Raw genomic sequence first — 24,728 nt, 5'->3', positions numbered from 1 at the left:
TATGCCTATGGGGTTTGCCACAGTACTTCGCCTGTTGTTATTGCTGATGAGCGGCTTTCTGTTTGCCTGCTCGGGAGGCAGCATGAGCGCCAGAGCCGCGTCTCAGAGCGAAGGTATTCCCTGGGATATAGAGATAGTGGCGCCTTTTTACTATGAAGTCATGCCCATGGGCAATCCTGTGCCGACTGTCTATGGCCTCAACAGTAAGCAGGACTGGACTTCGGTGCATACCGGCTTTCGGCGGATCCCGGACCTCAAGACCCATAAGGCCAATGCTCCCGGAGGGCTGGATCCCTGGACACTGGATTTTTGTTTCAACTGCATCAGCAGTTTTTATAACGCCGATGCCTATGTTCAGCCGCCGGAAGAGATATTTATCCGCTATCTGGCGCTCACTGAAGAGCGGGTCTATGAACTGAGTTTCCGCCTGCCTGATGAGTTGCAGCGGCAGATGTTGGCCGCGGCAACCGGCGATAATGACAGTGGTAAAGCTTGTCAAACAGGCATTTTATTTGGCTTGTTGCCGGGCGGCGAAGCCAAGGTTTGGCTCGCGGTTTGCGGCCGTTATCAGTACCTGCGTCAGGCCCAGGCTCAGTTTGGCCCCATGACACTCGATGCAAGTGACAGGGATTATCGCCAGTATATGCTGGCCATTGAGGGACAGAGGCGCAAAAATGCCGCGTCCGCAGAGCCTTTGCTGCCTGTCCGCCCTGAGAGGCTGGAGTCGATGCGCCAAAGTGGCCCGGGAATGGAGCAAGAACCTATGTTGCTGAGCGATAGCCGCTGCTGGACCGATAAGCCCGAGCGCCCCTTGAGCCCACAAACGCCGCTTAGTCGGCAGCAACAACGCTGGCTCAGCCGTTTATGGCTCGATGCCAAGCCGTTGCTAGATAGCAGTGAACTCTATTACAGCTTGCCGCAGGCAGTCACTCTGGCCTGGGAGGAAGCCGCCGCCAAGGGCCTGAGTCCAAGAGAGTCTGAATTATGGGTGCTGGCCAGAGTGGCTGCATCATCGAGCGGCGAGTTGGCACCCTTGGCAGCCAGGCTGCAGCTGACAGAGACAGAGCTTGCCAGGGTGCAGCAATGGGCAGATAAATTTTGCGGACGTTAATCAAGGTATTAAGGAGTCAGTTATGGGCAATGCCGTTAAGTTGGGCGATATAGGGACAGATCATGATGGGTTTCCACCCACGCCGGTGACTTCGGCCTCTTCCACGGTCAAGGTGGATGGTATTCCGCTGGCACGTCAGGGCGATTCATTGGCCCCCCACGACAAGCCCAAACATCCGCCGCACCCTCGTACCATTGCTGCGGGTTCGGGCAGTGTTTTTATCGATGGGAAGCCCGCTGCCAGAACCGGTGATGCGGTTGACTGCGGTGGTACTCTGGTGGGCGGCGGCACTGTGAATATTGGTTGAGATCTGAGCGGTAAAAATGACCCATGGGACTGGCTCGAGGTTGCCCCCTTCTGTATGATGGCGGCCTCAAAAATTCAGTCAGTTTCATAGAGGTATCGAAATGGAAGTCAATCAAGAGCCAAGTCAGCGTCGGGGCGCCAAAAAAATCAGATTCGATAATCAGGAGTTGGTGAAAACCAGCTTTTGGGTCAGCCAGATTTTTATGATTATCGCCACGGTTGCCGGGGTTTATTTGGCGGCGCAGGAAGGTCTGTCACAGGCGATTAAGTTTGATAGCCTGACCAATATGCAGAACAATTATCATCTGCAGCATTCTCTCTATGAGGAGCTGAAAGACAATGTCAAAGTCATGACAGAGTACACTGAGCTTATCGAGAAAGAAAAACCTTATAATATCAAAGAATATCATCCAGTTATGGCGGACTTCATCTGGCAAAATATGAAGTACTCGGCCTATACCCTGGAAACCCCCAGCGATATCCTCTCCGGTGCCCGCCGTTTCTATATGGGTTCTGCTGATGTTGTCGGCAAGATAGAACGTAAGTTCTATGGACCCAGCTTTGGCTCCAAACAGCTGCGAGCCCTGATTGAAGAGGTGGAAACCCACACCTTACCTAAGTTAGAGCAAAGCTATAAGAAGATGGCCGATGAGCTTAAGCGCGCTGGAATAGAAGTTAACTGACGGCTTGGGCCAAGACTTAGTACATCGTTAGCGAATGGCGCAGATAGGGTAAGGCCTCACCTGTCATTGAGCCTGGTTGTGTTGAGCAAGCAGGTTCAGCGCACGAACCATTGCGAATATACAACTAACTTGATCTGGTATCGGTACACAGGGCGTATTGCCTGAAAAGGAAGATTGTGACCGATACTCTGCCTGAGCTGTGCTTGATTTTTCAAGGCCTTTAGCAGCGGCTCTATGGCGTGGATGTGAATATCACAGAGGAATAATCCATGAGTTTAAAGTGTCCCGGGTGTCACAGCGAATCGATGCGCACCTTCGAACTTTACGGTGAGCAGGTGGATAGCTGCAATCACTGCGAAGGTATCTGGTTTGATAACGGCGAGCTTAATGGCGCGCTGTCAACTGCCGACAATGGCAATGATCATGTGCGCATAGAGGAGTCGCTCGGGCCTCATCTTGGGCTTTCCAAGCGTCACTGTATGCACTGTGAAGAACAGATGCACAGGTATTATTTGATGGATGGTTATCAGATAGAGCTGGACGTCTGCCACAGTTGCAGTGGCGTCTGGGTCGATAAAGATGAAAGGAATAAAGTGGTGCAGTCCCCAAGGCTGCAGGGGCTGTTGGCTGAGCTGAATGGCAAGATCAGTGTCAAAACCTGGCTGTTTCAGTTTCTGTCGCAAATGCCGGTGGAGTTCAATCTCAAGACCCGCTCACAGCCTGCCATCACCTATCTGCTGCTGGCACTCAACATCATGATCTTTGCCGCTTATGGCACAGACTTGGACATAGCCGATACCGTGTTTGCCAACTTTGCCCTGCGGGCCGATGAGGTGTTGCACGGCAGCCATGTATGGACCCTGTTCAGCCATATGTTCCTTCACGGCGACTGGCTCCACCTGGCGGGCAATATGTACTTCCTCTATGTGGTTGGCGACAACCTGGAGGATGCCTTGGGGCGGATGAGGTTCCTTGGGCTTTATCTGCTTTGTGGCCTGGCGGCCGCAGCGGCGCAGATCATTGCCGATCCCGGCTCTAATATCCCTATGGTGGGTGCCAGTGGCGCCATTGCCGGTCTGTTCGGCATGTATCTTTTGTGGTTCCGCCATGCCAGCTTGACCTTTATGTTTGTTATCTATCAGAAGAAGTTGTCGCCGATGGCTTTCTTTGCCATCTGGTTGGTCTTCAATTTGGTGGGGTTGTTGCTGGCCGGAGAAGGCGTGGCTTACTGGGCTCATATCGGCGGTTTTGTGATGGGGCTTATCTTGGGGTTTGGCCTCAAATCCAGAGTGATGCAGCAAAACCCCTTGCTGGCGATGCTTAATGAGCCTGAGGTGAAGATCCGCCGCTGAGTCTCACTCTGTGCTTGTCCTAGGGCTTGTTGGCCGATATTGATTCGCCAAGTGAACTTGGCTTACTTGATAGCGGACAAAGTCAAAGACAGCTTTGGGCGCAGAAGATAACGGTCTGAGAGCTTAAATCTTTATTGAGCTGGTAAAAGAAGAGGGAGCCACCGGGCTCCCTCTTTGACTATGGGTTTAGCAGGCTATTTAGAGCGATTTCAAAATCGCTTCTACGCTGGCCTTGGCATCGCCGAACAACATCTGGGTGTTGTCTTTGAAGAACAGCGGGTTCTGCACCCCAGCATAACCTGTATTCATCGAGCGTTTGAAGCCGATGACGTTGCGGGCCTTCCACACTTCCAGTACCGGCATGCCGGCGATTGGGCTGGAAGGATCTTCAGTGGCCGCCGGGTTAACCGTGTCGTTGGCACCTATCACCAGTACTGTATCTGTGTCTTCGAAATCATCATTGATCTCGTCCATCTCCAGCACTATGTCATAAGGCACTTTGGCCTCGGCCAACAGCACGTTCATATGGCCCGGCAGACGCCCGGCAACCGGGTGGATACCGAAGCGCACCTTAACCCCCAGATTGCGCAGTTTCTGGGTGATCTCGGCCACGGGATACTGCGCCTGGGCTACCGCCATGCCGTATCCGGGGGTGATGATCACTGAGCTGGAGTTTTTCAGCAGCTCGGCTACTTCTTCGGCCGTGGTTTCACGGTATTCGCCCATCTCTTCATCACCACTGGAAACGGCGCCATCGGTACCGAAACCACCGGCAATCACAGAGATAAAGGAACGGTTCATCGCCTTACACATGATGTAAGACAGGATGGCACCGGAAGAACCCACCAGGGCACCTGTGACGATCAGCAGGTCGTTGGACAACATAAAGCCGGCCGCCGCGGCCGCCCAGCCAGAGTAGGAGTTGAGCATGGATACCACAACCGGCATGTCGGCGCCGCCTATGCTGGCTACCAGGTGCCAGCCAAAGGCAAAGGCTATCAGCGTCATGATCAGCAGAGGCCAGATGCTGCCACCTACGTTGACGAAGTAAATCATCAGCAGCAGGGATACCACTACCGCCAGCAGGTTGAGCTTGTGGCGATGAGGCAACATCATCGGCTTGGAGGAGATAATGCCTCTGAGCTTGCCGAATGCCACCACAGAGCCGGTGAAGGTCACGGCACCGATGAAGATCCCCAAGAAGACTTCCACCAGGTGGATGTTGAGCATGGCACCCGTCATGGGCTCATGCGCTGCCGAGGCGGCGGCCTGTTCTATGGCAACCTTGGCGGCTTCCAGCGTGGCATTGAGGTCATTACCGACAGTGACTATCACTTCATTCATCGCCTGTGGATGCAGGCCGAGGAAAGAGTTGAAACCCACCAATACGGCGGCCATACCCACAAAGCTGTGGAGAATGGCCACCAACTCGGGCATTTCTGTCATCTCAACCTTGAGCGCCAGACGAATACCTATGGCACCGCCTATCACCATGGCGAGAATAATCCAGTGAACCCCATTGGTTTCGGGATTCAGTATGGTAGCGATCAAAGCGATCGCCATCCCTATAACCCCAAACAGGTTTCCATTTTTTGCAGACTCCTGCTTCGATAAGCCTGCGAGGCTTAAGATGAAGAACAGGGCCGCTATGATATAGGCTGCTGTTACCAGTCCTTGAGACACGATATACCCCCTTAATCCTTACGGAACATCTTCAGCATGCGCTGGGTGACGGTAAAACCGCCGAAGATGTTGATACTGGCAATCAGCACGGCGATAAATGCCAGTGCGGTCATCAGGGCCGAGCCCTGGCCAACCTGCAGCAGTGCACCTACCACAATAATGCCGGAAATAGCGTTGGTGACTGACATCAATGGCGTATGCAGCGCATGAGTCACGTTCCAAACCACGTAGTAACCCACCACACAGGCGAGCACGAATACAGTAAAGTGCGACAGAAACTCAGCCGGAGCCACCGAGGCCACGGCGCCGAAGGCGGCCACACCCAGAGCGCCCAAAATATACTTGAGCTTGGATGGCGCTTTCTCTTCTGCTTTTTTCGGCTCAACTTTGGCAGCCGGTTTCTTGGGCGCCGCGGTCACAGAGATCTGTGGTGGCGGGAAGGTGACTTCACCGGCCTTGACGACCGTCATGTTGCGCATCACCACATCTTCGAAGTCTATGCTGGCGTTGCCGTCTTTCTCCTTGCACATCAGCTTCATCAGGTTCACCAGGTTGGTGCCGTAAAGCTGGGATGACTGTGCCGGCAAACGGCCAGGCAGATCTGTGTAACCTATGACTTTAACGCCATTGTCGGTCACAAAGAGTTCGCCGCTTTGGGTGTATTCGCAGTTGCCACCGGTGGCGGCCGCCAAGTCCACAATCACTGAACCCGGCTTCATGGAGTCGACCATCTCTTTGGTGATGAGCTTGGGCGCAGGTCTGCCTGGAATCAGCGCTGTGGTGATGATGATATCCACTTCCTTGGCTTGCTCGGCGAACAGCGCCATTTCAGCCTTGATGAATTCATCAGACATCACTTTGGCATAGCCATCGCTGGAAGAGCCGTCTTCCCCGCCGAAGTCCAGCTTGAGGAACTCACCGCCCATGGACTCGATCTGCTCGGCCACTTCCAGACGGGTATCGAAGGCGCGCACTATGGCGCCCAATGAACCGGCGGCACCGATGGCGGCAAGACCGGCAACCCCGGCGCCTATCACCAACACCTTGGCCGGGGGGACTTTACCCGCGGCAGTGATTTGGCCGGTAAAGAAGCGGCCAAACTCGTGGGCAGCTTCCACTACGGCGCGATAACCGCCGATATTGGCCATGGAGGAGAGGGCGTCGAGGGACTGGGCGCGGGAGATCCGCGGTACCATGTCCATCGCCATCACGTTGATGTTGCGCTGTGACAGCTTTTCCACCAATTCAGGATTTTGGGCCGGCCAGATAAAACTTACCAGGGTGGCTCCATCTTTGATTTGGCTGATTTCATCTTCGGTTGGCGCGTTGACCTTAAAGATCAAGTCGGCCTGCCATACATTCGGTACCACACTGGCACCGGCGGCTTCGAAGGCGGCATCACTGAAGCTGGACAGCGCACCCGCGCCTGCTTCCACCGCCACATCAAAGCCGAGTTTTTTAAGCTGCTCTACCGTTGCCGGGGTCGCAGCGACCCGGGTTTCACCGGCGAGACTCTCTCTCGGTATTCCAATCTGCATGACTATTCCCTGATGGTTGATAAACAAAATTCACCCCGCCAAAACTCCGCTGGCAGAGTGAAAGAATACAAGTCCGTTGACCTGGACTCGGGGACTGGTCTTTCCCTTCCATTGGGGACTGCCTGAAATATTTTCAGGAACCAAGCCCGCTCATGAATGAAATCCTGAGTGTGGGGTACAGACATTCACTTCATGGCCCCTAGCGTGCTTTTGGCATTGTCGCAAGTCTTTCAGTGGAAACAAGCGCATATTCTTCATGTGATGTGTTTCTCAACTGGTCTGAGCAAATTCTTTGCGCTGGGCCACACTTTTGTAGCTTAATTTTCACACTAGGCATATTCCATATTTGCATAAAAAATTAAATATTATTCTTTTTTGCTTTTCGATAGTGGGGCTAAGCTGCTGACATTACTCTGTCACTGGGCCGTCTCAATGTTACTGAAACAACTCTCTTCACTGGCTTCGCCACTCTCGGCGCCACAAGTGGATAAGCTTAAACAACTCACTGCCGAGCTCAGCCCACTGCAGCTGGCATGGGTCAGTGGTTATCTGGCCGCCAGCGCTCAGGGGCAGGAGGGCGCTTCCCCCCAAAACCAGAGCGGGCAAACTCTGACCATACTCTATGGCAGTCAGACGGGCAATGGCCGGGGTATCGCCAAGGCGCTGGCCGCCAAGGCTCAGAGTCTGGGCTATGGGGTCAATCTGGCATCTATGGGCGAATACAATGTCCGTAATCTCAAGCAGGAAACCCTGCTGGTGGCCGTGGTGAGTACCCATGGTGAAGGTGAAGCCCCCGATGATGCCATTGAGCTGCACAAGTTTCTCGGCTCCAAACGCGCCCCCAAGCTGGATAAGCTTCAGTATGCGGTTCTCTCGCTGGGGGATTCCTCCTATGAGTTTTTCTGCCAGACAGGTAAAGACTTCGATGCTCGCCTGAGCGCCCTCGGGGCCAAGTCTTTACTGCCGAGAGTGGACTGTGATCTGGACTATCAGTCTCAAAGCGACAGCTGGCAAACCGAGCTGCTTGAGCAGGTTAAGCCTCTGCTGCAGGCGGCCGATGGCGCAGCGACCAATGTGGTGTCCATCAATGCCGTCAATGCAGGTATCAATGGCAATATCGGTCAGGAATATGATAAGCAAAACCCCTACAGCGCCGAAGTGATAGTCAGCCAGAAACTGACGGGCCGGGATTCACTCAAGGATATCCGTCATCTGGAAATCGATTTGGGCGAGTCGGCCATCAGCTATCAGGCGGGTGATGCGCTGGGGGTCTATTTCCATAACGATGAGGCTCTGGTGGCCGAAATTCTCGAGGCGCTTGCGCTGGCGCCGGATACCCGGGTCAAGCTTGGCAGCGAGTCTGTGGAGCTGCGTGATGCTCTGATTGAGCGCAAAGAGCTGACCCAGCTCTATCCCGGTCTGGTGCAGTTTTGGGCCGAAACCGTAGAAAGCGGCGAGCTGCTTACTATCAGTCAAGACAAGGAGCAGACCCGGCAGTTTATTCTCAGCCACCAACTGGTGGACCTGGTGAAACGTTATCCTCTCAATGGCGCCAAGCTGGATTCTGCCCAGGCTCTGTTGGACAAGCTGCGCCCTATTACCCCAAGGCTTTACTCCATCGCCTCGAGTCAGAGTGAAGTGGAGTCTGAAGTGCATCTCACAGTGGCGCTGGTGGAGGAGGAGCGTGATGGCCAACGCCGTTTCGGCGCCGCCTCTCACTTCCTGGCCCGGGCCGAGGAGGGCGCTCAGGTGCGGGTGTATGTGGAACCCAACAAGCACTTCCGCCTGCCCGAAGACCCACAGACGCCAGTGATCATGATAGGGCCGGGAACCGGTGTCGCGCCATTTCGGGCCTTCATGCAACAAAGAGTGGCCGAGGGCGTGGCCGGCGACAGCTGGCTGTTCTTCGGTAATCCCCATTTCGAGCAGGATTTTCTCTATCAGACCGAGTGGCAACAGTACCTCAAGAGTGGCGCCCTGAGCCGGATCTCGCTGGCCTTCTCCCGGGATCAAGCAGAGAAAGTCTATGTTCAGCACAAGATTAAACAACAGGCCAAAGAGCTGTGGCAGTGGCTTGAGCGCGGGGCTCATATCTACCTGTGCGGCGATGCCGAGCGAATGGCCAAAGATGTGCACCAGGCACTGCTTGAAGTGGCCATGGAGCAAGGCGGTTTGACGAGCGAGGCCGCCGAAGCGTTTCTCGATCAACTGCGCAGCGCCAAGCGTTACCAGAAAGATGTCTACTGAGCTGAAGAACCTAGGAATAAAGAGATAAGGCCATGAGTGAGCAGAAATTATCCGCCAACGAGCATATCAAGACCGACAGTGACTATCTGCGCGGCACCATACGCGAGGGTCTGGGCACGGAAGTGACAGGCGCCTTCAGCGACGACGATCAGCAACTGATCAAGTTTCACGGTTTCTATCAGCAGGACGACAGGGATCTGCGCAATGAACGTAAGGAGCAAAAGCTCGAGCCGCTGTACAGCTTTATGCTGCGTGCCCGGGTGCCGGGTGGTGTCTGTACTCCAGAGCAGTGGCTGGGTGTGGACAAGATAGCCTCGGAGCTGACCAGCTCCAACAGCATACGTTTGACGACCCGGCAGACATTCCAGTACCACGGCATCCCCAAGCGCAACCTGAAAACCATTATTCAGGGGCTGGACAGGGAAGCGCTGGACTCGATTGCCGCCTGTGGTGATGTGAATCGCAACGTCATGTGTAACCCCAACCCGGTAGAGTCCAAGCTGCATCAGCAGGCTTATTTCTGGGCCAAGAAGTTGTCGGATCATCTGCTGCCGCACACCCGTGCCTATGCCGAAATTTGGCTCGACGAGGAGAAGCTGCTCAGCACAGAAGATGAGCAGTCGGCTGCGGTCGAGCCTGTGTACGGCAAGACCTACCTGCCGCGTAAGTTCAAGATGGCGGTAGCTGTGCCACCGGACAACGACGTGGATGTTTACACCAATGACCTGGGTTTTATTGCCGTGGCGCAAGAGGGGGAGCTGGTGGGCTTCAATCTGGTGGCCGGTGGCGGTATGGGTTCGACCCATGGTGAAGTGGAAACCTTCCCGCGGCTGGCCGATGACTTTGGTTTTATCAAGGCCGAAGACACCATTAAGTTTGCCGAGGCCGTGATGACGGTGCAGCGCGATTGGGGTAACCGCAGCAATCGTAAACGCTCGCGTCTTAAATACACCATAGTGGATCACGGCTTTGAGGCCTTTAAGGCCGAGGTTGAGAAACGCGCCGGGGTTAAGTTCGCCCCCAAGCGTGAGGTGGTCATTGGCGATCGCGGCGACAGATACGGCTGGGTTAAAGGCATAGACAACCACTGGCATCTGACCCTATTTATCGAAGGTGGCCGGGTGAAGGATACCCAGGGTAAGTTGTTGCAGACCGGGCTTCGGGAAATCGCCAAGCTACATAAGGGCGATTTTCGGATGACTTCCAACCAGAACATCATTATCGCCAAAGTGGCGGATGAGGATAAGGCCGAAATCGAAGCGCTGGCACGTAAGCATGGCCTGATGGGGCAGGTGATCACCGCAACCCGTGGCCATTCTATCGCCTGTGTGGCGCTGCCGACCTGCGCCCTGGCCATGGCCGAAGCCGAGCGTTATTTCCCCGAGTTTATCGACCATGTGGATGCGCTGCAGGCCAAGCACGCCATAGGCGAGCAGGCGATAGTCGTGCGCATGACGGGCTGCCCCAACGGCTGTGCCCGCCCCTTTGCCGCCGAAATCGGTTTTGTGGGCAAGGCCCCCGGGCGCTACAACATGTATCTGGGCGCCAGCTTCGAAGGCACCCGATTGAACAAGATGTACCGTGAGAATATTCAGGAAGCCGAAATCCTCAGTGAGCTGGATAACCTGTTTGGTCGCTACGCCGCCGAGCGCGAAACCGGCGAGAGTTTTGGTGATTTCACGGTGCGCGCCGGAATAGTAAAACCTGTATTGGACGCCGCGAGGGACTTTCATGGCTGATACCACAAGTTTATTGCATAGCGCCGAGGCGCTGCAGGCCTTGCTGGATGCGCCGGCCTCCGAGCAGCAAAGTGCCCTCGCTGCCATCAATGGCTATCTTGGCGGATTGAGTGCCGAGGCGCGGATCCAATGGGCCCTGGCCTATCTGCCCGGGAGTCATGCCCTGTCGTCCAGCTTTGGCATTCAGGCGGCAGTGATGCTGCATCTGGTGAACTCGGTGCAGCAAGACACGCAAGTGATCTTGACCGACACCGGCTACCTGTTTCCCGAGACCTACCGTTTTATCGATCAACTGACAGAACGGCTCGGACTCAATCTCAAGGTCTATCGGGCCGAGACGAGCGCCGCCTGGCAGGAGGCCAGATTCGGTAAGCTTTGGCAGCAGGGGCTAGAGGGGCTGGAGCAATACAACCGTATCAACAAGGTGGAGCCGATGCAGCGGGCACTGGCTGAGCTGGAAGTTGGCACCTGGTTTGCCGGTTTGCGCCGCTCTCAGGCATCGACCCGGGAAGGGTTGCCGATTTTGGCCATCCACGGCAAGCGCTACAAGATGCTGCCGATTATCGAGTGGAGCAACAAGCAGGTGCATGAGTATCTCAAGCGCTATGACTTGCCCTATCACCCCCTCTGGGAGCAGGGTTATGTCTCTGTGGGGGATAGCCATTCGAGCAAGCCACTGGAACTGGGGATGACGGAAGAAGAGACACGTTTCAATGGGCTAAAACGCGAGTGTGGATTGCACTACGAGATCTGATTTGTGGCCGCTGTCATCAGCGGCTTTTTTCTGCCTGTGGACAAGTTGAAAGGATTGTCATCTTGTGGTCATCTTGGAAAGTTAGCCTCTAGGATTCCTATTGTTACGGTCTTCTAATCGTTGAGGGTCATACTTTAGTACATATTTGTTCACAGGGTTATGCACAGGAAGTTTTTCTGGTTTATAATCCAAAGTTCCCGCGGGGGAAAGTGTGATATGTCATTCTGTATCGGGTGTTTTTATGAAACATCGGCTTAGCGGCAGGCAGTGAGGTCGGCAATACACATCAAGACGGCTCGCCCTTTTGGCATCGGTTGCCCAGGTTTTTCAGCAGTCGGTCGCGAGTGACCCCGAGCTTTGATTGGCTTGCTGGCGCAGCTTCAAAGCACTCTCCATGTCCCGGATAGCCCACTTACCCTTTCATGGGGCTATCCGGGAATTGTTTCTTCCTGCTTCAATCCTCTTTGACCCAATCTCCTTTGACCCAATCTCCCGCAGGCTTTTATTGATGCTGGGCTTGTTACTGCTGATCTTTCTTTGCTTGGCTGTCTTTTACTTTAGTGCCCTTTACTTGAGTGTCTTTTTCCTGAGTGTTCTCGGATTGCCCCTCTGCAGAATGCTGCAGGCTTTGCTCCGGGGAGATGAGAGACAGCAATCCCTGCCATTGCAAGGGTTCATCTGTTGGCAGTTGCAGATCCGGCTCTGTGCCGACCCCGGAAAGCAACTGACCATAGCCATCATAGCCAAGCGAGGCGCTGATACTCAGTTTAAGGCCACTGGCCGGCAGGGTGAAATGATGTAAACGCCCCAGATCGCCACGGGTAGGTTCGCCCACCAACAGCGCCCCGCGCCAACGTTTAGCGGCAGACGCAATCCATTCACACTCCTGACGACAGTCCGGGCCGATAAGCAGGACCAGGCGTCCCGAGTCAGGCACGGGTGCAGCAGCCAGTTTGGGGATCGGGCGGGCATACCAGTGACTCAGGTTGGGCTGGGGCTGATTATCCAGCGCGGCCCGCACCGGCGGAAACGGCGCGAATTGGGTGAGCGGCTCAAAGTGCAGCGGCCGCAGAAAGTCGCGCCGCAGCTGTGGCGAGCGGCGGTAGCGGCCATAGCCCAGCGGTTGGCTGCTGAGCCCGTCCTGGTAGTTGCCGAGAAACTGCAGCAGGCTGTCGCTGAAGCCGCGGGCGCGGCGCAGATCCAGCACCAGGGTGCGATTGCTCATGGCGCGCAACAGATCTTGTTGCAGCTGAAGATCTGTCTCTATGGCGTTGAGATCCGTCAGGCTAAACAGGGCTGTGTCAGGCGCCAATTGCTGCCAACTGGCCAGAATCGACAAAGGGGCACTGCGAAACTGCAGCGGTACTTTCATCTCTATGTTTTGCGGCTGGAGATCGGCTCCATAGAGCGTAAGCAACACCTCATCTTTGACCCTGAGTCCCATCTCTCGCCGCAGCAGATCCAGCTGCTGCAACCAGGGGAGCTGCAGCTGCACGCTATTTTGCTGCTCCGGAGGCAAGAAGCGATTGGCAATCTTCTGCCAATGGCTGATGGGCAGACCGTCGATATGGCTGATAAAAGGCATATCACTGTGGAGGGGCTCGTCCTTGTCATTGAGGGCCAGCCATTTGTCTTCCATGGCTCTCAGCCTGAGGGGCAAGACCCCGGAAGGCTGCGCCGTTTGACTGAGCCGGACCCCGGGGTCTTTTAGCTCTCCCAGCAGCTTATTGACTTCGGCGGTGAAACGGTTGATGGCTATGTTGTCTCGGTATTCCTGTTTCAGTCGTTGCAGCCGTTTTTCGAGCCGTGGCTCAATGTCCGGATCCAGTACCCAAAAGGCCGAGTGCTGCTGCAGTTGCTCGAGCAGCACAGTCAGGTCGGCCTGCATCTGCCTTTGGCTCAGCAGCTCTTTTTTCGGTGGCTCAGGCAGCAAGAATCGTCCCAACTGCAGACTGGAGATCAACAGCAGCAGGACAAAGCAACTCACTATTTCACGGTATCCCGGTTTCATATCACTCCCGGATGTCAGCCTCTGGACTTTTTAGCGGTTCAGAGGCTGTTATCGAGTTCGCCTTTGGCGGCTCAAAGAATATCGTTGATGGCAACCCCTATGCCTATACGTTGGTTATGGGCGTTATAGTCGATAAGGCTTTCACCATAGCCATTGAAATACTGGGCATACAGGCGCAGGTTGCCGAGTATGGGGTAACTCCAGGTAAACTCCACCGCGCCGCGGTTGGGACTCTGCAGATTGTTACGCAACATCAGGCTGAATCTGTGGTCGTCTATGCCGTAGACACCGGTCAGCTCGAAGTGGCCGAGGTAATCGCTGATATCCGGGTTATCGTCGCCGCGGGGATCGCCTTCATACTCTTTTTCACTTTCCGGGATCCGCCACCACACCTTGGCTGATATTGCCATCGGCCCTTTGTCGAACACCATGGTGCCATAAATACGGTTCCAACTGCGGGACAGATCGCCCGACTTGCCATTGGACTGATGCACCGCGCCAAAGCCCCAGAAGGAGTTGGTGAAACCGCCTATTTTCCAGTCGTTGTTGAACAGCATAAAGAGTTCGGGCTCGTGGTTGGTTTCCCGAAACGGCGAGGAGATATCTTTGTTGTACACCTGCCACCAGGATTGGTTGGTATAGGCGAAAAACAGATGACCATTGTCGCCAAACACGTTGTACATCAGCGGGAATTTGAAGCTTATTTGGAATTTGGCTTCATATTTATCCAAAGTTTCATTTTCTGAAGTCGTTTTCGATTCAAAAGGGGCCATGTTGGGCGAGGGATTATAGGTGACCGGCAGTATGTAGTTGACCTTGTGCGGAGTGATCACAAAGGGTCGCTCTGAGGTTTCCAGTTCCTCTTTTACCCTCTGGTCGACTAGCGAAGGGACATTGTCTTCGGCGGCGGAGAGTTGGCCGGTCGGCAGTATCGCCAGGCCCAAGATCAGGCAGCTGAGGCTGGAGCGGATTTTGGTATACATATTCTTCCCTGTTGTCTCTGAGGCTTGATGGAATGCCCGGCTATTGCTTCGGCCTGAGAGTGTACCATCCCGGCTTTACTGTGCACATTCCCATTTCAAGCCGTTGTCACCGAGATAAAACTATAATTTTTTGCCATAAGTTAGTGCCAAAAGCGGCAGTAGACAATAGGAAATTTCAGTAATTCACTTCTGCTTTTGTTTTGTAATTCATTGAAAATAAAAGGTAATGTTTTTTATTAACAGATTTATCCGTCCCAGATATCTTTCCTGTTATCGCGATTCCCTCATATATAGCTAAAAGTAATAACAACTAATGATTCTCTATTTATAGTGGAATATGTGTAGCCGCTATATTGCTTACATCAGCAAGATGGGGAATAGCGCATGGAATTACTGACACTGCCCGGTAAGCGGGCCAAGGGCAAAGTTTATCTGCTTGGAGCCGGTCCCGGCGATCCAGAACTATTGACCGTCAAGGCGTGGCACCTGCTTAAGCGCGCCGATGTGGTGCTGTTCGATGCCTTGGTCAGTCCCGAGATCCTGGCGCTGATCCCCGAAGGTGCCGAGCGCATTGCTGTGGGCAAACGGGCCGGTGAGCACAGTGCTTCCCAGAGTGAAATCAATCGTTTGTTGCTGACCAAGGCCTTAACCCGCCAAACCGTGGTCAGACTCAAGGGGGGCGATCCCTTTATCTTCGGTCGCGGCGGCGAGGAGTTGCAGACTCTGGCGCAGGCCGGCGTTGCCTTTGAAGTGGTGCCTGGCATAACGGCCGCCAGCGGTACCGCCGCCTATGCGGGGATTCCCTTGACCCACAGAGATTTTGCCCAGGGGGTCAGCTTTATTACCGGTCATTGCCAGCTGCAAAACCGCCCCATGGATTGGCAAGGCTACGCCAACCCGGCCAACACCCTGGTGGTGTACATGGGGATCCTCAATGCCGGGCTTATTCAGCAACAACTGATTGCCCATGGTCGCAGCCCGCAGACGCCGGTGGCCATAGTTTCCAAGGCCACGACCAGGCAGCAGCAGCGTGTTATCGGCACTCTGGAGCAGTTGCAAACCCTGGCTCAGGACTCGCGGGTAGTGATGCCGGCGCTGATGATCATAGGCGAAGTCGTCGCTCTGGCGGACAGCCTCAGCTGGTTTGAACCCGAGGCGGCGAACAATGGCCTGCAACTACAACATGATGCTGTTACAGCACTTTGAATCAATTGGAGAAATAAGATGTCAGGGCCAGTGTTGAGTCACCTTGAACAGTTGGAAGCCGAGAGCATCCAGATCTTTCGCGAAGTTGCCGCCGAATTTGACAACCCGGTGATGTTGTATTCCATCGGCAAGGATTCTTCCGTGCTGTTGCATCTGGCGCGCAAGGCTTTTTATCCGGGCAAGATCCCTTTCCCCTTGCTGCATGTGGATACCGACTGGAAGTTTCGCGAGATGATACGTTTTCGCGATCAGGCGGCCAAGAAGTACGGCTTCGAGCTTCTGGTGCACAAGAACCCGCAAGGCCTGGCGATGGGCATGAATCCCTTTACCTTCGGCTCGGCCAAGCACACAGACGTGATGAAGACCGAAGGCCTGAAACAGGCCCTGGATAAATACGGTTTCGATGCCGCTTTTGGCGGCGCCCGCCGCGACGAGGAGAAGTCCCGCGCCAAGGAGCGTGTCTATTCCTTTCGCGATCGCCATCACCGCTGGGATCCCAAAAATCAGCGCCCCGAGCTGTGGCACACCTATAACGGCCAGGTCAACAAGGGGGAGAGCATCAGGGTTTTCCCGCTTTCCAACTGGACCGAGTTGGATATTTGGCAATACATCTATCAGGAAAACATCGACATAGTGCCGCTCTATTTTGCCGAGCAGCGCCCTGTGGTGGAGCGCGATGGCAGCCTGATCATGGTCGATGACGAGCGGATGCCGCTCAATGAAGGCGAAGTGCCCGAGTATCGCCGGGTGCGTTTTCGCACTCTGGGGTGTTATCCCCTGACCGGCGCCATAGAGTCCAGTGCCGCGACACTGGCAGAGATTCTCGAAGAGATGTTGCTGTCCCGCTCCAGTGAGCGTCAGGGTCGGGTCATCGACAGGGATTCGTCCGGGTCGATGGAAAAGAAAAAGCGTGAGGGGTATTTCTAATGTCGGTTGCACAACAAGTCAATGAGCTGGGTATAGAGCAATATCTTGAAAATCAGCAGCATAAATCGCTTTTGAAGTTTCTGACCTGTGGTTCCGTGGATGACGGCAAGTCAACCCTGATAGGCCGTTTGCTGCACGACAGCGCCCAGATCTATGAAGATCAACTGGCGGCACTGCACAAGGATTCCAAGAGCCATGGCACCACGGGCGAAGCCGTGGATCTGGCCTTGCTGGTAGATGGCCTGCAGGCCGAGCGCGAGCAGGGGATCACCATAGATGTGGCCTATCGTTACTTCTCTACCGAGAAGCGCAAATTCATCATTGCCGACACTCCCGGGCATGAGCAGTACACCCGTAATATGGCGACCGGCGCTTCCAACTGCGATCTGGCGATTATCCTGATCGACGGTCGCTACGGGGTGCAGACCCAGACCCGCAGACACAGCTTTATCTGCTCTCTCCTGGGGATCAAGCAGTTCATCGTGGCCGTCAACAAGATGGATCTGCTGGATTTTAGTGAGGAGCGTTTCGAGGCGATCAAGGCCGACTACCTGGCGTTTGCCGGCCAGTTACAGTTGGAAGAGCTCCGCTTTGTACCGCTGTCGGCACTCGATGGCGACAACCTGGTGAACCGCTCGGCGCGCACCCCTTGGTATCAGGGCGAAACCCTGCTTGCCATGCTGGAGAGTGCGCCTGTGACCGGCTTTAACCACGCCTTTGATGCCCGCTTCCCGGTGCAGTATGTCAGCCGTCCCAACCTGGATTTCCGCGGTTTTGCCGGTACTTTGGCTTCCGGCAGTCTGCAAGTTGGCCAGAGGGTCAAGGTGCTGCCTTCGGGGAAAGAGTCGACTATCGCCTCGATTGTCACCTTTGATGGTGAGCTGAAGCAGGGCTATGCCGGCCAGGCACTGACCCTGACCCTGAGTGATGAGATAGATATCAGCCGCGGCGATGTGATAGTGCCGGCGGCGAGCCCTGTGGGCGTTTCCAACCGGCTGCTGGCCAAGGTGGTGTGGATGCACGAGCAGCCGCTGACACCCGGCAAGCAGTACAACATCAAGCTGGGAACCAAAAAGGTGCCCGCCAGTGTCAGCCGCATACTGCACAGCATAGATGTGAATACCTTGGCACAGGACAGTGTTGCCGAGCTGAGCCTCAACACCATAGCCCTGGTTGAACTGGAGTTGAGCGAGGCCGTGGTGTTCGATGCCTATAATGACAATCGCGATACCGGCGGTTTTATCTTTATCGATCGCATCAGCAATGTCACTGTCGGTGCCGGTATGGTGCAGCAGGCGCTTGGGGAAACTGAAAAAACGACCCATTTCAGTGAGTTTGAATTGGAACTCAATGCCTTGATCCGCAAGCATTTCCCCCATTGGCAGGCGCTGGATATCCGCGCTCAGGGAGACTGAATTGTCTGAAACCTGGATCCTGGGGTTAATACTGCTCGCGCTGGTGGCCGGACTCGTCAGTGGTCTGGCATCACCGGCCATGCTGTTTACCATAGCGGCGCTGCTCAGTTACCTCTTGGGTATGCTGGAACTGGAGTCGCTGCTGGGCAGTTTTACCAACGCCAGTCTGGTGACTCTGGTGCTTCTGGTGCTGGCAACCACGGCACTGGAGAAGACGCCCTTGCTCGGTAGGCTCAGCCAGGTCATAGGCTCAGGCTCCTTGGGACTGACCATGGCCAAGCTGGGGTTTTCCACCGCGCTGCTGTCATCTTTTACCAACAATACCGCAGTGGTGGCCTCGCTGATTGGCGTGGTGCGTCGCAATCAGCAGCACGCACCGGCCAAGTTATTGCTGCCCTTATCCTACGCGGCGATTTTGGGCGGCACCCTGACCCTGATTGGCACCTCGACCAACCTGATAGTGAACTCCTTTGTTGAAAATGCCGGGCTGAAACCCCTGGGCTTTTTTGAGTTTTCCTTGATTGGCCTGGCCGTGGTGGTGGCCGGTATCGCGCTTTTGGTGTTGCTGTCACACTTGTTGCCCGATGGCGATGAGCAACATGGTGATGAAAGTCTGCCCTATCTGTTGGAAGCCAAAGTGCTGCCCGGCTCGACCCTGGTGGGCCGCAGCGTGCAGGACAACAGACTCAGAGCCCTGAAAAAGCTCTATCTGGCTGAGCTCGAGCGCAGCGGCATTCGCATCTGCCCTGTGCCGCCGCAACTCGTGCTGGCCGCGGGGGATGTGCTGCGCTTCAGCGGCGCGGTGGAGTCGGTGGAGTTGCTGCATCAATTCGATGGTTTGGAGTGGTTCGGCAAGCAGCAGGCCAGGGGCCAGAATCTGGTGGAAGCCGTGCTGGCGCCGTCTTCGGCTTTGGTGGGATCGTCGCTCAAGGCCTCACGATTTCGGGAGCAGTTTGATGCCGCCGTAATGGCAATTCGCCGCGGCCATCATCCACTCAAGGGCGGCTTGGGCGACATAGTGCTGCAGGCCGGAGATGTGTTGCTGTTGACCCCGGGCGATGGCTTTGGCCGGAATCCGCGTCTCAGTACCGACTTTGCCGCCGTCAGCGGCCTGGACCTGAGTGTCAGGCTGGACAGTCGCCGCAGTCAGTGGGTGCTGGCGGGCTTTGTGCTCACCATAGCTGCCAGTCTGCTTGGCTGGCTGCCGCTGGCCAAGGGGCTGGTGCTCTTGCTGCTCAGTTATCTGGCGATAGGTGCGGTGACCCTGGGAGAGCTCAAACGGCGGTTCCCGCTGGAGCTGGTGTTGATTGTCGGCAGCGCCCTGAGTCTGGCCAATCTGATGTTGGATACCGGCTTGGCCAAAGGGATGGCCGATACACTGCTCGGCGCCTTTTCCGGCTTTGGGGTCTTTGGCGCCTTTGTCGGGGTTTATTTGTTGACCTTGCTGTTGACCGAACTCATCACCAATAACGCGGCGGCGGCCTTGGCTTTTCCCGTGGCCTATGCGATTGCGACCAGCTTCGGGGTCGACAGTCGACCCTTTATTCTGGCAGTGGTGTTTGGTGCCAGCGCCAGCTTTATTTCGCCCTATGGCTACCAAACCAATCTGATGGTGTTCAACGCCGGTAATTACCGCTTTATTGATTTTGTGCGCTTGGGGCTGCCACTGTCGCTGCTTTACTCGGCGATAGTTCTGTTTCTGGTGCCCATGCTGTTCCCCTTTGATGCGGGTCTTTAAGGAGTGACAATGAAGAATTCTACCCAGCCCAATGCCGATATCGTTTGGCACCAGCATACTGTCGAACAGGCGGCTAGGGCAGCCCAGAAGGGCCAACAACCTGTGCTGCTTTGGTTCACCGGGCTGTCCGGCGCCGGCAAGTCGACCCTGGCAGGCGCCCTGGAGCGGGCACTGTTCGAGGCGGGGTTTCATACCTATCTGCTTGATGGCGACAATGTGCGTCATGGTCTTTGCAAAGATCTCGGCTTCAGCGCCGCCGATAGGGATGAAAACCTGCGAAGAGTGGGCGAAGTGGCGCACCTGATGGTGGATGCCGGTTTGCTGGTACTGTCGGCCTTTATCTCGCCGACCCGGGCCGAGCGTGATGCCATTCGTGGCCGGTTTGCCGCGGGACGTTTTATCGAAGTGCATGTTTCCACGCCGCTGGCTGTGTGTGAGGCCCGCGATCCCAAGGGCTTGTATCAGAAGGCGCGTAAGGGGGAGATCCGAGACTTTACCGGGATTTCGGCGCCCTACGAAGAGCCGTTGGCCGCCGAGTTGACCATAGATACCAGCAAGGGCGATCTCAATACCCAGGTGCAGGCATTGCTGGATTACCTCTCTGCCTTGGAAGTGATCCCGTCGACGCGATTACAGGCCAGCGCCTGAGGCTTAGTAGATGCCTAGCTAATACTGAAGTCTTTGGTAAACAAGGCCTTCAGCGCCTTGATATAGGCTTCGTCTTCCCTGGGACGCACCAAGAGTGCCAGTTCATCGCCCACTGGGGTAAAGCGGTAGTAGCTGAACAGCAGGTGGCCTGATTTGGGGGTCAGCTTCAGGTGTTGTTGCTGGATCTGCAGTTGCAGCGGGCTCTTGCTGTCCAATATGCCGGTCTCGAATTCGCCCCTGTGCAGTATGCCGCCATCCACCAGGGTGAGTATGCTTGAGTAGGGCATGCCGAATTGCGACAACCCCAGGTTGACCGCGCTGTGTTTACGAAAATACTGGCCTATGCCGCCGCTGACTCTGTAACCACTGATAAGCTTGAGTCGGCTCTCATTGTTGACCTTGACCGCCATCCCCAGCGCTTTTTCCAGTATGTGTGCCTCTCTCAAGGTCAGCTGTTTCAGGGTTGCCAGGGTACGCAGGCTGAAATTACCTGGATTGATGATTTCACTTGAGAGGATCCGAGCCCACAGATCCTGCATCTTGCGATTGTGGATCTGCTCGGCCATTTGGAAGAATTGATGTACCCAGTCGGGATCCAGCTCCACCCCGGTCACATCGGATGGGGTATAGCTCAGTGCCATGGCGTAGATGTTTTCCAGGTTGCGTTGGTACTGGACTTGTTGTCTGTCGATGCGAAAGGCAGCCCGCTCGGCGATGCTGGCATTGGCAGGTTTATAGTCCTGCTCAGAGGCGAGTCCCAGCAGGCGTCCGAGGCGCAGCGCCTTCTTGCGGGCCGACGCCTGACCGGGTTCTTCAAACTCTTTAGGGAGCTTTTCCTCTGCCATCTTGATTATCTTTTTGCGAAAACTGTGTTTCTTTATGCATAATTTTCAGCTAGTTGTCCAGTTATTCAGCCGCCTTCCTGCCGTTGAATGACTGCGGTGGGCTGAGCCTGAGTCGTTGAGCAATACCGAGAGTGTCAGCTAAATGTTTTTTGAGGGCAAAAAGTCAACTGCCATCAGTGTGCTTGTCGGTCGCGATTCCAATCTTGGGTAAACAAGTCGGTAACATCAATGATGAAGTTTTTTGGGGATTGGCAAACTTTGTTGAAAAATAACTTTTAGCTGTAAAGTCGCTGTAGCAGTGCGATACAGCCACAAAAGGCTTACAAAATAAATTGAAGACCTGTGCGTTACTCGATGGTTCCCGAATAGGTTATTTTTTGTGAACTACCCGGTATTTCCGCGACTTGGATAGCGTTTCGCCCTATGCTCGTGATCTGTTTCATGTAAATAAACTAATGGATCACCTAAGATGCATCAATACTAAAAGAGTGAATTATTTAGGGGACAAGGTGAGCAAGACTCTTCTGCTGTATTCCAGTGTGCATGGTCAGACCCGCAAGATCTGTGACGTTATGGCAAACCAACTTGGTGCATTGGGACAGCAAGTGACCATGGCGGCGATAGATGAAGCACCGGATCTGGCCGATTTTGATCGGGTGGCCATCGGAGCCAGTATTCGTCACGGTAAGCACAATCCCGCGGTGTTTGACTACATACGCCAACATCAGCAGCAACTGGAAAGCAAGGCCAATGGCTTCTTTTCCGTGAGTCTGGTGGCGCGCAAGCCGGAAAAAAATACCCCGGAAACCAATCCCTATATGCAGGCATTCCTGGCCAAAACTGAATGGAAGCCCAAGCAGTTAGCCGTATTTGGTGGCAACTTGAACTATCAGGGCTATGGGGCCATGGACAGAAACATCATACGTTTCATCATGTGGATCACCAAGGGACCGACCGATCCCAATACCTGTATCGAATACACGAATTGGGACAAGGTGCAGGAGTTTGCCGAGCAATTGGCGGCGCAGACTTTATTATCCAGGGCGGGTTAAGCGAGGCTGAAAATGGCTCTGTTGCAACGCCTGTGGCGCATCTATAGTGCCCATCAACACTTGTTGTTAATTCTCTTGTGCCTGTTTTTGGTGCTGGGCAGCGGTAGCTTAATGATGATCCGCAGCATTAGGGCCAGCGCTGGCTTCTGGGATCTGAGCCATGTTTATCTCGGGCTCCTATGCGTACCTTTGTCGCTGACATTTCTCGTGAGCAACTGCACCTCGGGCCGCTGGCGCCAGTATTTCAGCCTGTTTATCGGTGATTGGCGTCAGATAGGTGCCGATATTGGCGGCTTGTTCAAAGGCAAGTTACCGGTTGCCGGTGGCAAAGGGCTGTTCAGCCTGATAGAAGGGCTGGGGATGTTGCTGCTGCTAGGGGTAGCTTTGACCGGCATGCTTTGGTATTTGACCCAAGGCTCCAGTGATGCGCTGTTCTGGCGAGGCTGGCATTCACACTTGGCCCATGGTTTTATCGGTTTTCTGATAGTGCACGCCATCTGTGCCCTCAGCCATCTGCTGGACTTCTTCCGTCAATAGTAGAACGCTGAAAGTAAAAGAGTTCTTATAATAAAAATGCCGCTTAATAGCGGCATTTTTATTTTGGTTTATTTGCGCAGTTCGCGCCTGAGTATTTTGCCGACCGTACTCTTGGGCAACTGGGCGACAAACTCTACCACCTTGGGCACCTTGTAGGCCGCGAGCTCTGCCCGGCAGTGGGCTTCAATGGCTGCTTGAGCATTGGCGGCATCGACCTCCGGTTTGAGCACTATTACCGCCTTGACGGCTTCGCCGCTGCGTTCATCTTCAATACCGATAACCGCGCATTCGAGTACCAAGTCGCAACGAGCCAGCACGTTTTCGACTTCGTTGGGGTAAACATTGAAGCCGGAGACGATAATCAGATCTTTCTTGCGATCCACTATGCTGTGGTAACCATCTTCGCTCTCGATGGCGATATCTCCTGTCTTGAAGAAGCCATCTTCTGTCATTACGGCCGCAGTTTCATCGGGCTTTTGCCAGTAGCCACTCATCACCTGAGGGCCGCGCACCGCCAGTTCACCGGCTTGCCCAGGCGGCAGCGGCTGGTCATTGCCATCGAGAATTTGCACCTGAGTTTCGATAACCGGCTTGCCTATGCTGCCAAGACGCTCTAGCCCAGGGGCGTTGAGGGAGATAACCGGCGAGGTCTCACTCAGACCATAACCTTCAGATATGGTGCAGCCAGTAGTTTGTTGCCAGATTTTGGCCGCGGCTTCGGTAAGGGCGGTACCGCCGGAAATAGTGATCTTCAGATGGGAGAAGTCCAGCTCACGGAAGGCTTGCTGGTGGCATAGGCCAACAAACAAGGTGTTGAGCCCGGCGAAGCCGGTAAAGGGATACTTGGCCAAGGTCTTGATCAGTGAGGCGATATCCCTCGGGTTGGGGATCAGTACTGTCAGGGCGCCGCGCTCGAAGTAGAGCACCAGATTCACCAAAAAGGCGTAAATATGATAGATGGGCAGCGGGGCGACGAAGATCTCTTCCCCCTGAACCAGGTTGGCGCCGATGCGGGATTCACATTGCAGGGCGTTGGCGATCAGGTTTCTGTGGCTGAGCATGGCTCCCTTGGAAAGGCCTGTGGTACCGCCCGTGTATTGCAGCGCCACCAGATCGTCCAGCTTCAGCTTTACTTCGGTGAATTCCAGCTCTCGTCCCTGTTCAAGAACCTTGGTAAATTCGAGGTTTTTCAAACCGGTTTTCGGTTGAATTTGTGGCTCGATCAGATCCAGTGGATGGGTGGAAATCACAGTTTCAATCGGGGTGCTGGCAACGACCTTGGCCAAAATTGGCAGGAGATCCGACAGTACCACCAGCGCCTTGGCGCCTGAGTCCTTGAATTGATGGATCAATTCTCGCTCAGTATACAAGGGGTTGGTATTTACTAGCACCAGGCCTGCGCGAATTGCGCCATAGGCGGCAATGACAAATTGGTTGATATTGGGCAGCTGGATGGCGATGCGATCGCCGACTTGCAGTTGGGTGTTGTGCTGCAGGAAAGCGGCGAAGGCACGAGAGTCTCGTTCCAGTTCACGAAAGCTGATGGCCTTACCGAGGCAGGCAAAGGCGTTCTTGTCGCCGTAACGCTCACAGCTGCTGACAATCATATCCGCAAGCGACTCATAGCGGGAAAAATCCAATTGAGTCTGGGTATCGTATACCTGATTCTGTATCACTCTTGTCATCACCTTTTCCTTTGGAATTTATTATTGTTATTGGGTTTTGAAAGCTTATTGGCCTGATATTAACTTGGGCCTATGTCTCCCCCGAAACTTTTTGCGCCGGTTTGAATACCGTTACATTGAGCAATGATCTGGGATCAGGTTAGAGGCAAAGTGAGGTCAAGGCAATGGTGGCGAATGAAAAATCCTATACAAATAATTGGTTAATCAATGGGCGTTGAGGGTGAGAAATAGGCAGCTTGACAGAGAATGCGTACAGCCGCTCGCCAGG

General features: G+C 54.7%; 20 protein-coding genes. 14 read left to right on the top strand and 6 right to left on the bottom strand.

The window, feature by feature from the left end; genetic code table 11:
- The first annotated feature begins 1 nt into the window (after position 1).
- The 4 genes from K5621_RS16030 to K5621_RS16015 all read left to right on the top strand — a co-directional run bounded on the left by K5621_RS16030 (position 2) and on the right by K5621_RS16015 (position 3,452).
- Positions 2–1,111 (top strand): DUF2931 family protein, encoded by a 1,110-nt coding sequence (locus K5621_RS16030; RefSeq protein WP_100142253.1) that lies wholly within the window; start codon positions 2–4, stop codon positions 1,109–1,111.
- 22 nt (positions 1,112–1,133) lie between these two features.
- A complete protein-coding gene (locus K5621_RS16025) occupies positions 1,134–1,418 on the top strand; it encodes a type VI secretion system PAAR protein (protein WP_025886893.1) in 285 nt (94 codons plus the stop codon).
- A gap of 100 nt (positions 1,419–1,518) precedes the next feature.
- The gene (locus K5621_RS16020; protein WP_100142252.1) at positions 1,519–2,100 is read left to right on the top strand and encodes a hypothetical protein; all 582 of its coding nucleotides are present in this window, start codon (positions 1,519–1,521) and stop codon (positions 2,098–2,100) included.
- A 269-nt stretch (positions 2,101–2,369) separates the two neighbouring features.
- Positions 2,370–3,452: a rhomboid family intramembrane serine protease gene (locus K5621_RS16015; RefSeq protein WP_100142251.1), complete on the top strand. Its 1,083-nt coding sequence runs from the start codon at positions 2,370–2,372 to the stop codon at positions 3,450–3,452.
- A gap of 198 nt (positions 3,453–3,650) precedes the next feature.
- Here K5621_RS16015 and pntB read toward each other — a convergent pair whose 3' ends face one another.
- Positions 3,651–5,135: a Re/Si-specific NAD(P)(+) transhydrogenase subunit beta gene (gene pntB / locus K5621_RS16010; RefSeq protein WP_100142250.1), complete on the bottom strand. Its 1,485-nt coding sequence runs from the start codon at positions 5,133–5,135 to the stop codon at positions 3,651–3,653.
- Positions 5,136–5,146: 11 nt separating this feature from the next.
- On the bottom strand, positions 5,147–6,673 hold the full coding sequence (pntA, locus tag K5621_RS16005; protein WP_100142249.1) for a Re/Si-specific NAD(P)(+) transhydrogenase subunit alpha: 1,527 nt from the start codon (positions 6,671–6,673) through the stop codon (positions 5,147–5,149).
- Positions 6,674–7,105: 432 nt separating this feature from the next.
- Between pntA and K5621_RS16000 the strand changes: the two genes are divergently transcribed.
- Genes K5621_RS16000 through K5621_RS15990 form a run of 3 tightly spaced genes read left to right on the top strand, consistent with a single transcriptional unit; the run spans position 7,106 to position 11,413 of the window.
- Positions 7,106–8,920, top strand: a complete 1,815-nt coding sequence (locus K5621_RS16000) for an assimilatory sulfite reductase (NADPH) flavoprotein subunit (RefSeq protein ID WP_221049745.1) — start codon at positions 7,106–7,108, stop codon at positions 8,918–8,920.
- Positions 8,921–8,952: 32 nt separating this feature from the next.
- Entirely contained in the window at positions 8,953–10,659 is a 1,707-nt protein-coding gene (gene cysI / locus K5621_RS15995; RefSeq protein WP_221049744.1) for an assimilatory sulfite reductase (NADPH) hemoprotein subunit, read from the top strand.
- A complete protein-coding gene (locus tag K5621_RS15990; protein ID WP_221049743.1) occupies positions 10,652–11,413 on the top strand; it encodes a phosphoadenylyl-sulfate reductase in 762 nt (253 codons plus the stop codon). The genes cysI and K5621_RS15990 overlap by 8 nt, the downstream gene beginning before the upstream one ends.
- A 520-nt stretch (positions 11,414–11,933) precedes the next feature.
- On the opposite strand, the gene K5621_RS15985 is transcribed toward K5621_RS15990, so the two are convergent.
- Positions 11,934–13,424, bottom strand: coding sequence for a S41 family peptidase (locus K5621_RS15985; protein WP_221049742.1), 1,491 nt, complete (start codon positions 13,422–13,424; stop codon positions 11,934–11,936).
- Positions 13,425–13,495: 71 nt separating this feature from the next.
- Positions 13,496–14,407, bottom strand: coding sequence for a phospholipase A (locus K5621_RS15980; RefSeq protein WP_221049741.1), 912 nt, complete (start codon positions 14,405–14,407; stop codon positions 13,496–13,498).
- A gap of 384 nt (positions 14,408–14,791) precedes the next feature.
- Here K5621_RS15980 and cobA point away from each other — a divergent pair, with 384 nt between their 5' ends.
- The 5 genes from cobA to cysC are packed head-to-tail and all read left to right on the top strand — an operon-like array spanning position 14,792 to position 20,341.
- A complete protein-coding gene (gene cobA / locus K5621_RS15975; RefSeq protein WP_221049740.1) occupies positions 14,792–15,613 on the top strand; it encodes a uroporphyrinogen-III C-methyltransferase in 822 nt (273 codons plus the stop codon).
- An 18-nt stretch (positions 15,614–15,631) separates the two neighbouring features.
- Positions 15,632–16,540, top strand: coding sequence for a sulfate adenylyltransferase subunit CysD (gene cysD, locus K5621_RS15970; RefSeq protein ID WP_221049739.1), 909 nt, complete (start codon positions 15,632–15,634; stop codon positions 16,538–16,540).
- A complete protein-coding gene (cysN, locus tag K5621_RS15965; RefSeq protein ID WP_221049738.1) occupies positions 16,540–17,955 on the top strand; it encodes a sulfate adenylyltransferase subunit CysN in 1,416 nt (471 codons plus the stop codon). The genes cysD and cysN overlap by 1 nt, the downstream gene beginning before the upstream one ends.
- A 1-nt stretch (position 17,956) precedes the next feature.
- Complete coding sequence (locus tag K5621_RS15960) at positions 17,957–19,693, top strand: SLC13 family permease (RefSeq protein ID WP_025009978.1); 1,737 nt, start codon at positions 17,957–17,959, stop codon at positions 19,691–19,693.
- A 9-nt stretch (positions 19,694–19,702) separates the two neighbouring features.
- Positions 19,703–20,341: an adenylyl-sulfate kinase gene (gene cysC / locus K5621_RS15955; RefSeq protein ID WP_221049737.1), complete on the top strand. Its 639-nt coding sequence runs from the start codon at positions 19,703–19,705 to the stop codon at positions 20,339–20,341.
- A gap of 14 nt (positions 20,342–20,355) precedes the next feature.
- On the opposite strand, the gene K5621_RS15950 is transcribed toward cysC, so the two are convergent.
- Positions 20,356–21,186, bottom strand: a complete 831-nt coding sequence (locus K5621_RS15950; protein ID WP_100142239.1) for a TIGR03899 family protein — start codon at positions 21,184–21,186, stop codon at positions 20,356–20,358.
- A gap of 509 nt (positions 21,187–21,695) precedes the next feature.
- Here K5621_RS15950 and hemG point away from each other — a divergent pair.
- The gene (hemG, locus tag K5621_RS15945; RefSeq protein ID WP_221049736.1) at positions 21,696–22,238 is read left to right on the top strand and encodes a menaquinone-dependent protoporphyrinogen IX dehydrogenase; all 543 of its coding nucleotides are present in this window, start codon (positions 21,696–21,698) and stop codon (positions 22,236–22,238) included.
- A gap of 12 nt (positions 22,239–22,250) precedes the next feature.
- Positions 22,251–22,775 carry a cytochrome b/b6 domain-containing protein gene (locus K5621_RS15940; protein WP_221049735.1) on the top strand — a complete coding sequence of 175 codons (525 nt, stop codon included), beginning with the start codon at positions 22,251–22,253 and terminating at the stop codon, positions 22,773–22,775.
- 68 nt (positions 22,776–22,843) lie between these two features.
- Here the strand turns inward: K5621_RS15940 and K5621_RS15935 are convergent, their stop codons facing one another.
- Positions 22,844–24,460 (bottom strand): AMP-binding protein, encoded by a 1,617-nt coding sequence (locus tag K5621_RS15935; protein WP_221049734.1) that lies wholly within the window; start codon positions 24,458–24,460, stop codon positions 22,844–22,846.
- Positions 24,461–24,728: the final 268 nt, after the last annotated feature.

This window comes from Shewanella carassii, from assembly GCF_019670705.1.
Taxonomy (GTDB): domain Bacteria; phylum Pseudomonadota; class Gammaproteobacteria; order Enterobacterales; family Shewanellaceae; genus Shewanella; species Shewanella carassii.
The sequence above is the reverse complement of the archived record's forward strand: the minus strand, read 5'-3'. Positions and strand labels throughout refer to the sequence as shown.